The following is a 14,451-nucleotide window of genomic DNA, read 5'->3' on the forward strand; positions in this document are numbered from 1 at the left end:
TAATATAATTAGAGGAATTATTCATATATTTTGAGCCTTTCTAATTAAGTGTGTAAATTTTTCATAGGGCTTAAATTCTACCTTCAAATTTTATCAAAAAGTGAGCCATAGCTGCGTTCCAGTTTGGAATCGGCATAACCCATTTCTTGGTCATATAATCAATTGCCAAATACAAGGTCTTAAAAACGGCATTATCATTTGGAAAAACCCGTTTATTCTTAGTAACCTTACGTAATTGGCTATTGACAGATTCTACACTATTAGTTGTGTATATTACTTTCCTTATCGCCTCAGGGTATCCTAGAAAAACCATTAAAGTTTCCCAATGAACATACCAAGATTTAGCAATTTGTGGATACTGTTTACTCCATTTAGCTTCAAAAGATTCTAAAGCAAGATATGCTTCTTCCTCTGTGCTAGCAGTATATATAGGCTTTAAATCAGCCGCTAATTCTTTTCGGTCTTTATATGATACCAATTGCAATAATTAACACGGTGTATTTATCCAGTCTCTATACATAATTGATTTTACTAAATCTACATTATGAGCAAGTTGATTCCAAGCGTAACAAGCCATAGTGACGATATCTTCATATACACCATAACATTGGTTAGACAAGTAATGATTCTTGATCCATTCCCAAACTTGTTCCATTGCATTAAGTTCCGGTGCATAGGGCGGAAGCGGTATCAAAGTGATATTGCTTGGCACAGTTAGTTTTTTGGCTGTGTGCCAACCTGCATTATCCGTTAGTAAAGCTATATGTCGGTTGCCTTGAATACTGCGAGAAAGGTCTTCTAAGAATTTATTCATTGCCTGTGTGTTTGCATATGGTAAAATTAATGCAAAAGCTTCTCCTGTATCATGGCAAGCAGCTCCATAAATATATGTTGAAATGAATTGCTGTTGCCGAACTTTACGGGGTCTAGTGCCACGCTTAGCCCATATACGAGTTAAGCTACCTTGTTGCCCAACTCGAGTTTCATCCTGAGACCATATATCAACTTTACATCTATCGATATTTTTTGGTAATAATTCTGTTAACATATCTGGAAAGTTTTTTTATATGTATTTTGAGTCTCTTGATTTGACTTTGGATGCATTGAACGAGAAGTAATCCAGCTAAAACCAAGGCGGTGCATAGTATTGTAGACTGTTTTTAACGCACATTTAGCACCATATTCCTCAAGTAACATGATATGTAGTTCCTTTCCAGTTATATACCCACCAGTTTTACTTTCACTGAGCGTATTGATTTTATCAAAAAGAGCAGACTCTTGTATAGTGTTAATCTTCCTAGGGGCACCGCTTCTTTGTGATTCAAATAATCCTTCAAAACCATGATTCCTAAATCTTCTGAGCCATGATTGCACAGTTTTCCAGTGTGACTTCACTATTGCAGATATGGCTTTAAAAGATTTGCCTAATTGAAGGTGATACATCGCCAATAAACGTATACGATTTCGACCATGCGACTCATGTTTCATCATTTTTATAAAATCATGACCTTCAAAACCTTGCGGTAATATTAACCTAGCTATTTGATTACCTTTTATCAGTTAAAAACCCATTTTATAACACTGCGTTAATTATTGCAATTGGTATGATACATATTTTAAACTATTTCTAATCTGATGTACAATACATAATTGATGTTCGGTTTTCGGAAAAACTGCTTCTATTGCCTCAGACATACCGGTTAAATTATCACTGCAAGCAATAAGCATGTCTTGCATACCTCTGTTCTTCATCTCAGTAAAATTACCAAGCCAAAATTTCGCTCCTTCATTTTCACTGATCCACAATCCTAAAATATCCTTCCTTCCAGATAAATCAATACCTAATGCTACATATACAGACTTATTGATAATTCGTTTATCTTGACGTACTTTTACTACTAAACAGTCAAAAAATACTATAGCATATACTCGATCCAATGGTCGGCTTTGCCATATCTTGACATCCTCAATTACATCATCAGTAATTTGACTTATCAAACTTTCGCTAACGTCAGCTCCATACAATTCTTGCATTTGAATCTTAATATCAGATAAGCTCATTCCTTTAGCGTATAATGATATTATTTTATCATCAAATCCTTCAATACGTCTTTGACGCTTCGGAATTAATGCAGGTTCAAATGTACTACTTCTATCCCTTGGAACCTCAATCTCTAGAACTCCATTATTTGTTACTAGATTCTTTACATTCCTACCATTACGAACATTATCACTATCAGTATGACAATATTTATCATATCCTAAATGATTATTCATCTCTGACTGCAATGCCTTCTCTACAAGCCGTTTGGTTAATTGTTTTAATAAACCATCCTCTTTAAGTAATGTTGATATATCTGTATCATTATTTATTAATAAATCTATCGCTTGATTCATTGCTTCATTTTGTTTTTGGTGCATTATAATTTCTCCTTTTGTTATATTATATTTTTATATAACCTTTGAAAAATTTACACACTTATTTGTACAGAGCCTATATTTTCATCTTAAGAAAATTTATTGTCCCACTTTGGGAGAAAAACCCCGCACTTGCAGTGCGTCGTTTCAACATAAATTTTAAATATCTTATCAAGAAAAGATAAGATAAGATATTTTTTAACAAAATCTTACACTTCACAGATATATTCTTTTTGTGTTGTGACACTTTCTAAATGAGCCATACACAAATAGTTTCTAACTTTTAAGTTAGTACATACATGAGGCATTCATGCCGTAATATTAAGCTCTGCACTTGCAGTGCAGAGTGGTTAACTATTTCTAGGGAATCCACTAGGAGGGATTTTACCAACCGAACCTCGTCGTCCAAGAAATGGTAAAAGATCTTTCTCTACCCTAATCTTTTCTCCTACTTTCCAGCTTAGTCCTAAACTACTATCAAATATCTTGACATCCATAAGTTTAGCATTTTTGAACTTTTGTAGAATTACCCCTTGTCCTCGTTTCATTATTGGTATTTCGTCTAGTTTAAATACTAGTAATTTCCGGTTCTCACCTATACAAGCTATACAATCACCTTCTACAGGCACACAAGCAATACAGGAATGATTTGCAGGAATTTGCATAATTTGCTTACCGAGTTTAGTTTGTGCTACTACCTCATCTGAATCAATGATAAAGCCTTTGCCAATACTACTTGCCAATAAAAGTTTTTGGGTAGTCTTATAGACCAACATGCTTATTATTTCTTCATTACCTATATCTATCATCAATTTTATAGATTCTCCATTGCCTTTGCCTTTAAATATATTATCGGCTAGGATAGTGAAAAAACGCCCCGCTGCACTTAATATAAGAATTTTGTCAGTAGTATAGCCTTCTAGAATAAAATTTTCTGCGTCTCCTTCCTTATATTTAACAGTTGATAAATCGTTATTATGACCTTTTAAAGAGCGAATCCACCCCATTTTGGAACAAATTATGGTGATAGGTTCTTTGGTTATAAAAGCTGAAATATCAACAATCTGAGCAACAATATTAGCTTCTTCAAAACTAGTTCGGCGTAACCCCAATTTAGTGCTAAAACCAAACTTTGTTTGCACCATTTTAACTTCTTTCTTAACTATCTTTTTTAATTCACTCGGATATTGTAGAATTTTCTGTAAATTCGCATGTTCTTTTTCGAGTAGATTATGCTCGTTAATAATTTCTTGTTCTTCCAATTTTCTTAAAGATCGCAATCTTGTATTAAGAATTGCTTCAACTTGCACATCAGTTAAAGCAAACTTAGCGATCATTACTTGTTTAGGTTCATCTTCTTCACGAATAATTTTAATTATTTCATCCAAATTTAAGTAAGCTATTCTTAGACCTTTGAGAACTTCCAACCTATGTTCAATTTTGCCAATAAGAAATTTAGATCTGCGAGTAATAATATTTTGTCGGTGTAATAAAAATTCCTGCAATATTTCCAATATATTAGCTACTTTAGGAATATTATTTGAACCTATAACATTCATATTAAGTTGAATTCTATTTTCTAGAACTGTTAATTTGAACAATGACTCCATAATAACATTAGGATCACAATTACGATCTCTAGGTTCAATAATTAACCTTATATCTTCCGTCGATTCATCCCTGATATTACCTATTAAAGGAATTTTTTTGTCTTTTAACAGTACAGCTATTTGTTCGATAAGTTTAGATTTTTGTACTTGATAAGGTATTTCAGTAATTACTATCTGATATAGACCATAACTTAAATCTTCCTTTGCCCATCTTGCTCTTACTCTAAAGCTACCACGCCCTACGCTATAGGCTAGGCGGATTGAATCTATTCTATCAATAATTATTCCACCGGTTGGAAAGTCAGGACCTTTGACAAATTGCAAAATATCATTGACCTTTGATTCAGGATGGTCAATTAAATATATTAGTGCATCACATAATTCATGTAAATTATGTGGTGGTATACTGGTTGCCATTCCAACTGCTATACCTTCTGAACCATTAGCCAGTAAATTAGGAAACATAGCAGGCATAATGACTGGTTCGGTATCGGAATCATCATAGGTAGCACGAAAATCTACAGTATCTTGATCTATATCTGACATTAATAAGGTACAAATTTCTGTCATTCGTGATTCCGTATAACGCATAGCTGCTGCATTATCTCCATCAATAGAACCAAAATTTCCTTGTCCATCAATTAGTGGATATCTAAGAGAAAAATTTTGTGCAAGACGTACTAATGTATCATACAGTGCAACGTCACTATGTGGGTGATATTTACCCATTACATCACCGACAACTCTTGCACATTTCTTATGGGCAGAGGTCGGTTCTAACTTTAGTTGGAGCATGCCATACAATAATCTGCGATGCACTGGTTTTAACCCATCACGAACGTCTGGCAAGGATCTTGACATAATTGTTGATAAGGCATAAGAGAGGTAACGCTCTGATAATGCATTACCAAAGTCTATATTTTCTATTTTAGCATCATCTATCATACAAAACTTTTTCTTATATTTATTGTCCCACTTTGGGAGAAAAACCCCGCACTTGCAGTGCGTCGTTTCAACATAAATTTTAAATATCTTATCAAGAAAAGATAAGAATGAATCATACAGATATTTTTTAACAAAATCTTACACTTCACAGATATATTCTTTTTGTGTTGTGACACTTTCTAAATGAGCCATATACAAATAGTTTCTAACTTTTAAGTTAGTACATACATTAGGCATTCATGCCGTAATATTAAGCTCTGCACTTGCAGTGCAGAGTGGTTAACTCCGTGTTCAGTATAATATCCTAAATATATGCTAGCACTAATAGCGAAATGATATTAAATAATAAAAATTATACTTTTCTTTCATCAATATTTGATACCAATTGCAATAATTAACACGGTGTATTTATCCAGTCTCTATACATAATTGATTTTACTAAATCTACATTATGAGCAAGTTGATTCCAAGCGTAACAAGCCATAGTGACGATATCTTCATATACACCATAACATTGGTTAGACAAGTAATGATTCTTGATCCATTCCCAAACTTGTTCCATTGCATTAAGTTCCGGTGCATAGGGCGGAAGCGGTATCAAAGTGATATTGCTTGGCACAGTTAGTTTTTTGGCTGTGTGCCAACCTGCATTATCCGTTAGTAAAGCTATATGTCGGTTGCCTTGAATACTGCGAGAAAGGTCTTCTAAGAATTTATTCATTGCCTGTGTTGCATATGGTAAAATTAATGCAAAAGCTTCTCCTGTATCATGGCAAGCAGCTCCATAAATATATGTTGAAATGAATTGCTGTTGCCGAACTTTACGCGGTCTAGTGCCACGCTTAGCCCATATACGAGTTAAGCTACCTTGTTGCCCAACTCGAGTTTCATCCTGAGACCATATATCAACTTTACATCTATCGATATTTTTTGGTAATAATTCTGTTAACATATCTGGAAAGTTTTTTTATATGTATTTTGAGTCTCTTGATTTGACTTTGGATGCATTGAACGAGAAGTAATCCAGCTAAAACCAAGGCGGTGCATAGTATTGTAGACTGTTTTTAACGCACATTTAGCACCATATTCCTCAACTAACATGATATGTAGTTCCTTTCCAGTTATATACCCACCAGTTTTACTTTCACTGAGCGTATTGATTTTATCAAAAAGAGCAGACTCTTGTATAGTGTTAATCTTCCTAGGGGCACCGCTTCTTTGTGATTCAAATAATCCTTCAAAACCATGATTCCTAAATCTTCTGAGCCATGATTGCACAGTTTTCCAGTGTGACTTCACTATTGCAGATATGGCTTTAAAAGATTTGCCTAATTGAAGCTGATACATCGCCAATAAACGTATACGATTTCGACCATGCGGCTCATGTTTCATCATTTTTATAAAATCATGACCTTCAAAACCTTGCGGTAATATTAACCTAGCTATTTGATTAACTTTTATCAGTTAAAAACCCATTTTATAACACTGCGTTAATTATTGCAATTGGTATGAGGTTACTATAGGAATTATACCTTACTCTTGTACAAGGCACAATACTTTAAACCTCAGTTTTGGATTAAAATTAATCCGAAATTGAGGTTTATAAGTATCTTGGCTTTTTAAAATTATCTGATTCAGCATAGTCTGAGAGGATTCATATTTGGGTATATTGCTATGAAGTTGTTGAGTCAATTTTTCTTGATGTCACTATTATCGTTGTTACTAATTGGCTGCGGCAGTAACAGATGCAAAAATGTTCCACTCAGCTTGTTGTCTAAACAAAAGATATCCACATCTCAAACCGATATAAAATACAGGCAATTATATATTATGGGTGACAGTTTATCTGACACCGGAGCTTTTATTGGAAGTCTTAACAATGTATTGAGCGTTATGCAACAAGACTTCCATGTATTGAAGTGGGTTAAGGAAATATATTTTTCTCCACCATTCTATAAAGGAGTATCCTTTAGTGATGGTCCAGTAGCTGTTGAATATGTGGCTGCGGGGTTAGGTTTACCAATAACAGCTGGTTGGAGTTTTAACATAACGCCAGAATTTAAACAATGGATTGTACAACAAAAATCTAAAGAATTATCAATACCAGTTGAACAGATTTTGCAAAAAGAACGTTTAAGAGGTACGGTGACTTATAGTCTACATGATAAAGTTGGTACCAATTATGCTGTTTCAAATGCTAGGGCATCTGTTGGTAATGACTTACCATATACCCTATTATTTAATCAGTTTCAGTTAAAGAATCAATTTAATACCCTTATTAGACATCATCCAGATATTGGAGAAGACGACTTGTTTATAATCATGATTGGTGGAAATGATTTTATGGCAGCCGTTTTTTCTAAAGATGCTGTTGGGATAATTAATGAGAGTATTACTGAAATATCTAATGTCCTTGAGCTTCTAGCGAAAAGAAATATCAAACATATAGTCGTGGGTAATGGAGTCTGTCCTATAGTTTGTGTAAGTTGCAAAGAAAGCAGTAAGAGATTACTGTAAAAAAAGTAACTTAAGCAAGCAAGGAGGAATTATGGCTAAAAAATTAGATACAGATAAAGATACATTAGACATCAGTAATCAGCTAGTAGAAGAATTATTATCAAAAGCAGATCCATCGGAGTTATTTGGTCGAGATGGTTTATTTCAACAGCTAAAGAAGCAAATAGTTGAGAAAATATTAGCAAGTGAGTTGGATCATGAATTAGGATATTCAAAACATAGCAAGATGCCAAAAGTAGATAATAATCGTCGTAATGGTAGCTATGAGAAGACAGTAATTTATAATGGACTGAAAAAATTAGACAAAGAAGCAGGTATTTTTGTTTCTCAATAAGTATAGAATAATAAATAAAATTAAAGAGAAACAAATGGGTAAAAAACAAATTAAAAATTTTAGTGCAGAAGCAAAAACTAAAATAGTATTAGAGATGTTAAAAGAAGAATCAACAATAGGTCAGTTATCGGTCAAATATGAAGTAACGGCTAAAACTATGCAAAACTGGAAACGACAATTTTTAGATAATGCGTCATTGGCATTTGAGCCAGCAAAAGCTGTTAGTGAGTACAAAGGGCAGATTAGTGAACTTAAGAATCAAAACGATGAACTTGCAAAAGCATTAGGTAAGGCTACAGTCGAGAGGGACTGGGCGGTGGGAAAGCTAAACAGCTTGGACTTATCAAATAAGAAAAGTCTTGTCGACCCCAAGCTGAGTACGTTAGCAAAGACAAGGCAATGTGAACTATTAAAGATAAGCAGATCTGGAGTATATTATAAAGCTAAAGTAATGAGCTTATATAATCTTGATATTTTAAATAGAATAGATGAAATATATACGGATAACCCTGAGTATGGTTATCGTTATATATACAAACAATTATTGGAAGACGGCTTTAATGTGGGCAGAGATAGGGTGCTTAAATATATGGGAATAATGGGTATAGAAGCTATTCATCCTCATAAAAAGCAATCTACTTCTGTGAAGGATGGTCAACATAAAATTTATAGCTATTTGCTTGAGCCGTACTGGCACAAATCAGGAACGAATAGAACTATTCATGTACCTTATGTTAATCAAGTGTGGAGTGGTGACATTACTTATATTAGAACTAACGGAGGATTTATGTATCTTGTGGCGATTATAGATTGGCATAGTAAGGCAATACTAAGTTATAAAGTATCTAATTCTATGGATGCATCACTTGTAACCGATGTATTAAAAGATGCACTGAATAAATACCCTGCACCACAAATATTCAATAGTGATCAGGGTAGTCAATATACTGGACATGAGCATACGGGAATTCTAAAAGAGAATAATATACAAATCTCAATGAACGGTAAGGGTAGAAGCATTGATAATATTGTGATTGAAAGATTTTTTAGAACTTTAAAATATAATTGTATATTTATAAATGATTTTAAAAATATCGCAGAACTTAAAGATGGTATTGATAAATACATGGATAAATATAACAATCAAAGATTCCATTCAAGTATTGGTTATAAAAAACCGATGAACGTGTATCTTGATTACTTACAAAATGCAGCTTAAAAATTATGTAAAATGGGAAACAAAATTAGTGAAAAATTTGTCTTGAAAAATCAGTCCAGTTTCCTTGATGGGGATGGTCGTAAGCTGACAGTAGAAGTACCAAGAGATCGGGAAGGAGAGTATAATCCTCAATTAATACCAAAAGGGCTGAGGAGATTTAATGGATTTGATGAGAAAGTGATATCCCTTTATGGTCGCGGTATGACAGTCAGCGAGATCCGAGGGCATTTAGAAGAAATATATCAAACTGATGTATCTGGTGACTTGATATCCACCATAACAGATGGGGTGATAGAAGAAGTAACTAGGTGGCAAAATCGTTGTTTAGATAGGGTGTATCCAATATTATACTTGGACTGTATCTATGTAAAATCTAGAGACAATCACATAGTAATAAATAAAGCAGTATATTTAGCACTTGCTGTAAATATAGAAGGGAAAAAGGAGTTACTTGGCATTTGGATAGGCAAAAATGAAGGTGCTAAATTTTGGATGCAAGTAGTTACTGAGTTAAAGAATCGAGGAATTGAACAAATTTATGTTGCTTGTGTGGATGGTTTAAAGGGCTTTCCAGAAGCTATAAGCAGTGTATTCCCGAGTACTATAGTACAATTATGTATTGTACATATGGTTCGCAATTCAGTAAAGTATGTGTCATATAAAGATTTAAAAGAGGTCACATCAGATCTAAAACAAATTTATACAGCTAATAATGACGAAATGGCACGTTTAAAACTTCAGCAATTTGGTGTAAAATGGGATAAAAAATATCCGGTAATTTCTGATATTTGGCAACGTAATTGGTCTGGGATAATACCGTTTTTTGCCTTTCCTGAAGAGATCAGAAAGGTAATTTATACTACTAACACTATAGAATCTGTAAATCGTCAAATTAGAAAAATTATCAAAAATAAGGGGGTGTTTCCAGATGATAAGTCAATTCAAAAAATAATATTTTTATCCCTACAAAATGCAGCCAAAAAATGGACCATGCCTATTAAAGATTGGTCTTTAGCTTTAAATCAATTTGAAATACTTTGTGGAGATTTTAAATATGATTTATTGGAAAATAAAAAATGAACTTACACAAATTAAATGATTGACTCGGGTAATGTGCCAGATATAGGATTGATCCTGGCTTTTATCAATACCAATAAACAATTAGTGGCTACACAATTAACGCAGGATTTTAATCAAAAATTAAATGATAAAATAGAGAACTTTAGAAAAATGTATCCAGAAATTGATATAAAACTATTTGATATAAATAATACGTTAAAGAATGTGATCATTGATAGTCACCTTTTTGGTTAAAACCCCCAGCTTCAGCTGGGAAAGACTTTAGTCCTTGTTCTAATATTTCAATTCACTATAACTTGAACATATGATATTTTAACAAGACTAGCCACACTGTATTTTACCATCGCTTTAATGTTGTTTGAATCACTAAATATCGCTATAAAATACTGCAGGGTAACCTAAGAGTTAGGATCAGAGAGATAATGCACAGGCGTTAGTAATATCTCTTTAGAGTAATAGCGACTTCCAGTCTAGATATCAACCCACCAGCTTCAGCTGGTTGTTATTGAGTACAAGAAAAAAGGGAAGAATATCTCCAAGGCTTGTGTTTCGGATATAGCTGATCATCAAAATCTTATGATATTACTAGAGTTAATATTAACAGGAGAGTTGAGAGCTACATATAATCCCCCATGTATTAAGTATGAGATTTGCAACTATCTGTTCTTTGATTATTTTCACCCATCTGCATTGGTTCATAAGACAGCAGGTGATACCTTATATAATCTTATAGTTAATCCAGAAAAGTTTAGATAGAGCTTCCGTAATGGCATTTCTTAACTTATCAAATTTTTTAATAATTTTTCTTGAATAGCAGGGGATTATATTGGGTAAATCGGAAAAAGTATCTACTCAGGTAGAACTTCAAGAAGAGCTAGGCAGTAGCAAAGTCGAGCAGCGTAGCGTACATGAGTAACTAGGAAGCTTCAATTTTTGGTCGTGGGAACGCCAATTCTTAAAGTTCTAGCTGAGTATATACAAGGCACAATAGAGTCAATCATTTAATTTGTGTAAGTTCATTTTTTATTTTCCAATAAATCATATTTAAAATCTCCACAAAGTATTTCAAATTGATTTAAAGCTAAAGACCAATCTTTAATAGGCATGGTCCATTTTTTGGCTGCATTTTGTAGGGATAAAAATATTATTTTTTGAATTGACTTATCATCTGGAAACACCCCCTTATTTTTGATAATTTTTCTAATTTGACGATTTACAGATTCTATAGTGTTAGTAGTATAAATTACCTTTCTGATCTCTTCAGGAAAGGCAAAAAACGGTATTATCCCAGACCAATTACGTTGCCAAATATCAGAAATTACCGGATATTTTTTATCCCATTTTACACCAAATTGCTGAAGTTTTAAACGTGCCATTTCGTCATTATTAGCTGTATAAATTTGTTTTAGATCTGATGTGACCTCTTTTAAATCTTTATATGACACATACTTTACTGAATTGCGAACCATATGTACAATACATAATTGTACTATAGTACTCGGGAATACACTGCTTATAGCTTCTGGAAAGCCCTTTAAACCATCCACACAAGCAACATAAATTTGTTCAATTCCTCGATTCTTTAACTCAGTAACTACTTGCATCCAAAATTTAGCACCTTCATTTTTGCCTATCCAAATGCCAAGTAACTCCTTTTTCCCTTCTATATTTACAGCAAGTGCTAAATATACTGCTTTATTTATTACTATGTGATTGTCTCTAGATTTTACATAGATACAGTCCAAGTATAATATTGGATACACCCTATCTAAACAACGATTTTGCCACCTAGTTACTTCTTCTATCACCCCATCTGTTATGGTGGATATCAAGTCACCAGATACATCAGTTTGATATATTTCTTCTAAATGCCCTCGGATCTCGCTGACTGTCATACCGCGACCATAAAGGGATATCACTTTCTCATCAAATCCATTAAATCTCCTCAGCCCTTTTGGTATTAATTGAGGATTATACTCTCCTTCCCGATCTCTTGGTACTTCTACTGTCAGCTTACGACCATCCCCATCAATTACTGTCTTCTCATAGCTACCATTACGACGATTATTATCTACTTTTGGCATCTTGCTATGTTTTGAATATCCTAATTCATGATCCAACTCACTTGCTAATATTTTCTCAACTATTTGCTTCTTTAGCTGTTGAAATAAACCATCTCGACCAAATAACTCCGATGGATCTGCTTTTGATAATAATTCTTCTACTAGCTGATTACTGATGTCTAATGTATCTTTATCTGTATCTAATTTTTTAGCCATAATTCCTCCTTGCTTGCTTAAGTTACTTTTTTTACAGTAATCTCTTACTGCTTTCTTTGCAACTTACACAAACTATAGGACAGACTCGCACAATACTTTAAACAATAGTCCCATTTTATTAGGAGCAATTAGCCTGTCAACTTGTTTTGCTATTATATTTGCCTCTATAGTAGGTAATTTACTTTGTAAGAATTGACTTCGTAATAATATACCATTATTAATCAAAAAGTCACGCTGTGTTATTGAGCCATGAACATTTACTCCTATATTTCTGCCTGCTGTTTTTAAGGCATAAAAGTCAACATGCGCTGATAAATCAGCTTCCCCTAAAGTTTCAAGTAGTGGGCAATATTTATGATTTTTTATCGCTTGTAAAGTAGGATTATATTGGTTACATGTCCTTTTTATTGGATATATATCATAACCATAATCGATAACCAGGCTCGCCCCACCAAATTTCATGATATGCTTGCTGATAAATTTTATGATTTCTAATGATTTGGGTGATTCTTCTATTACTGCTCCATCATGTGCATTTAAGTGTTCTTGCAGCAGATAACGTTGCAATTCCTTACTAACTTCTATTTTATCGAATTTAATTTTACCATCAGCTGGGTCAATAATAAGTGTTGATTCATACCAAAGTTCTTTAGCTTTAATATATTGCTTGATTGGCATAGCGTCAAAAAATTCGTTAGCTATTATAATAGAAAGAATTTCAGAGATATATTGCACTGCTGTATGGTGTTTGATAGGTAAACCCGCCATCTTTAGGTTTGTTTGTTGTTTCTTGATGAAATGGGGATTAATATCAATTAATTCTATGGAGAGAGATTGGTAAAATTCTGGAACTAATTTAGCAACATTGAGCAAATCCCGCATTAATACTCCTTGCCCAGGACCTAGCTCAACTAAATTAGTTTTTTGAGGGCAACCCATTTTATACCATTGGTCAATAGCCCATAAAGCTATCATTTCACCAAAAAGCTGAGAGATTTCTGGAGCTGTGGTAAAATCTCCTAGATAACCTAACTTGTCTTGTTTTTGGTAGTAAGAAGAAGAATTTACTGACATTACTTGAAGCATCATTTCATCAAGCTTAATACTACCATTCTGTTCAATAAGTTTTCTTATTTTGGAGTCGATTGGCATCTAATTCGTATTATTAAATAGATTCCTACTATTAGCATAGGTAATGATAAAATTTGCCCCATAGTTAAATTATTAAAAATAAAGCCTATGTGGAAATCTGGTTCACGAAATATTTCTATAATAATTCGAAATACTGAATATACTATTAAAAATATAGCTAAATTCAAACCATGGATCTTTATAGTTTTGTATTTAAAAGTGGCATAAGCTAGAATTAAACATAATATAACTCCCTCGAAAAATGCTTCATAAAGTTGGCTAGGGTGTCTTATTTGTAGATCACTATTTGGAAAAATCATTCCCCAAGGCATTGTAGTCACTCTACCGTATAATTCTCCATTAATGAAGTTGGTTATTCTACCTAAAAATACACCGATAGAACCAACTGTAGCTAATATATCACATAGCAATAAGAAGTTAATTTTGTACTTATGGCAGAAAAAATAACTAGATATGATTAAGCCAATCATCCCACCATGAAATGACATACCACCTTCATAAGTCTTGAAAATAAGAATAGGATTAGAAAGATATTTAATCGGATCATATAGTAACACATAGCCCAATCTTCCACCTATTATGATACCAAGAATAGCCCAAATAACAAAATTTTCTAAGTTTGCGGCAGTAATACCAATTTTAAATCTTTTTATAATTTTATAAGCATAAAACCACCCAAATATTACGCCAAAAACGTAAGCCATAGAGTACCAATAAACGCTAAATGGTCCAATAGAGAAAATAACAGGATTGATATTTGGAAAGGTCATGCGGTCATTATATACGCACGCTTTATCGATTGCAAGCAATCGGAGAAAAATATTAACTACCAACTTAAATAGATATTATATTTAGTCAAATATAATCTTTTTTATAAAATATTCATTATAATGCTTA

The 14,451-nt window shown here is 33.2% G+C and carries 17 protein-coding genes; 5 read left to right on the forward strand and 12 right to left on the reverse strand.

Annotation, left to right across the window (positions count from 1 at the left end; genetic code table 11):
* Positions 1-70: 70 nt before the first annotated feature.
* From AAHN00_RS12285 to AAHN00_RS12325, 9 genes are all read right to left on the reverse strand, one after another.
* Positions 71-484, reverse strand: coding sequence for a transposase (locus AAHN00_RS12285; protein WP_342271422.1), 414 nt, complete (start codon positions 482-484; stop codon positions 71-73).
* A gap of 3 nt (positions 485-487) precedes the next feature.
* The gene (locus tag AAHN00_RS12290) at positions 488-1,048 is read right to left on the reverse strand and encodes an IS630 family transposase (RefSeq protein WP_342270961.1); all 561 of its coding nucleotides are present in this window, start codon (positions 1,046-1,048) and stop codon (positions 488-490) included.
* Positions 1,042-1,491, reverse strand: a complete 450-nt coding sequence (locus AAHN00_RS12295; RefSeq protein ID WP_342271423.1) for a helix-turn-helix domain-containing protein — start codon at positions 1,489-1,491, stop codon at positions 1,042-1,044. Before AAHN00_RS12295 ends, AAHN00_RS12290 begins: the two co-directional genes overlap by 7 nt.
* Before the next feature lie 99 nt (positions 1,492-1,590).
* Positions 1,591-2,421, reverse strand: a complete 831-nt coding sequence (locus AAHN00_RS12300; protein ID WP_342271424.1) for an IS256 family transposase — start codon at positions 2,419-2,421, stop codon at positions 1,591-1,593.
* Between the two features lie 73 nt (positions 2,422-2,494).
* Positions 2,495-2,665 carry a hypothetical protein gene (locus AAHN00_RS12305; RefSeq protein WP_342271425.1) on the reverse strand — a complete coding sequence of 57 codons (171 nt, stop codon included), beginning with the start codon at positions 2,663-2,665 and terminating at the stop codon, positions 2,495-2,497.
* Positions 2,666-2,768: 103 nt separating this feature from the next.
* The gene (parC, locus tag AAHN00_RS12310) at positions 2,769-4,970 is read right to left on the reverse strand and encodes a DNA topoisomerase IV subunit A (protein WP_342272674.1); all 2,202 of its coding nucleotides are present in this window, start codon (positions 4,968-4,970) and stop codon (positions 2,769-2,771) included.
* The gene (locus AAHN00_RS12315) at positions 4,970-5,149 is read right to left on the reverse strand and encodes a hypothetical protein (protein ID WP_342271426.1); all 180 of its coding nucleotides are present in this window, start codon (positions 5,147-5,149) and stop codon (positions 4,970-4,972) included. The genes parC and AAHN00_RS12315 overlap by 1 nt, the downstream gene beginning before the upstream one ends.
* A gap of 218 nt (positions 5,150-5,367) precedes the next feature.
* Entirely contained in the window at positions 5,368-5,925 is a 558-nt protein-coding gene (locus AAHN00_RS12320; RefSeq protein WP_342271427.1) for an IS630 family transposase, read from the reverse strand.
* Positions 5,919-6,368, reverse strand: coding sequence for a helix-turn-helix domain-containing protein (locus AAHN00_RS12325; RefSeq protein ID WP_342271428.1), 450 nt, complete (start codon positions 6,366-6,368; stop codon positions 5,919-5,921). Before AAHN00_RS12325 ends, AAHN00_RS12320 begins: the two co-directional genes overlap by 7 nt.
* Positions 6,369-6,803: 435 nt before the next feature.
* Between AAHN00_RS12325 and AAHN00_RS12330 the strand changes: the two genes are divergently transcribed.
* From AAHN00_RS12330 to AAHN00_RS12350, 5 genes are read left to right on the forward strand one after another with little or no spacing between them, the layout of a single operon-like run.
* On the forward strand, positions 6,804-7,490 hold the full coding sequence (locus AAHN00_RS12330) for an SGNH/GDSL hydrolase family protein (protein WP_342271429.1): 687 nt from the start codon (positions 6,804-6,806) through the stop codon (positions 7,488-7,490).
* A gap of 31 nt (positions 7,491-7,521) precedes the next feature.
* Positions 7,522-7,824 carry a transposase gene (locus AAHN00_RS12335; RefSeq protein ID WP_342271430.1) on the forward strand — a complete coding sequence of 101 codons (303 nt, stop codon included), beginning with the start codon at positions 7,522-7,524 and terminating at the stop codon, positions 7,822-7,824.
* A gap of 34 nt (positions 7,825-7,858) precedes the next feature.
* The gene (locus AAHN00_RS12340) at positions 7,859-9,043 is read left to right on the forward strand and encodes an IS3 family transposase (protein ID WP_342270912.1); all 1,185 of its coding nucleotides are present in this window, start codon (positions 7,859-7,861) and stop codon (positions 9,041-9,043) included.
* Between the two features lie 12 nt (positions 9,044-9,055).
* A complete protein-coding gene (locus AAHN00_RS12345; RefSeq protein ID WP_342271431.1) occupies positions 9,056-10,123 on the forward strand; it encodes an IS256 family transposase in 1,068 nt (355 codons plus the stop codon).
* A gap of 33 nt (positions 10,124-10,156) precedes the next feature.
* On the forward strand, positions 10,157-10,357 hold the full coding sequence (locus AAHN00_RS12350; RefSeq protein WP_342271432.1) for a hypothetical protein: 201 nt from the start codon (positions 10,157-10,159) through the stop codon (positions 10,355-10,357).
* A gap of 782 nt (positions 10,358-11,139) precedes the next feature.
* Here AAHN00_RS12350 and AAHN00_RS12355 read toward each other — a convergent pair.
* The 3 genes from AAHN00_RS12355 to lgt all read right to left on the reverse strand — a co-directional run bounded on the left by AAHN00_RS12355 (position 11,140) and on the right by lgt (position 14,324).
* Positions 11,140-12,402 (reverse strand): IS256 family transposase, encoded by a 1,263-nt coding sequence (locus AAHN00_RS12355; RefSeq protein ID WP_342270914.1) that lies wholly within the window; start codon positions 12,400-12,402, stop codon positions 11,140-11,142.
* Between the two features lie 72 nt (positions 12,403-12,474).
* Positions 12,475-13,554: a class I SAM-dependent methyltransferase gene (locus AAHN00_RS12360; protein WP_342271433.1), complete on the reverse strand. Its 1,080-nt coding sequence runs from the start codon at positions 13,552-13,554 to the stop codon at positions 12,475-12,477.
* Positions 13,533-14,324 (reverse strand): prolipoprotein diacylglyceryl transferase, encoded by a 792-nt coding sequence (gene lgt / locus AAHN00_RS12365; protein WP_342271434.1) that lies wholly within the window; start codon positions 14,322-14,324, stop codon positions 13,533-13,535. The genes AAHN00_RS12360 and lgt overlap by 22 nt, the downstream gene beginning before the upstream one ends.
* Positions 14,325-14,451: the final 127 nt, after the last annotated feature.

Origin of the sequence: Candidatus Tisiphia endosymbiont of Parasteatoda lunata (genome assembly GCF_964030955.1) — a bacterium.
In the GTDB taxonomy this organism is placed as follows: Bacteria; Pseudomonadota; Alphaproteobacteria; order Rickettsiales; family Rickettsiaceae; genus Tisiphia.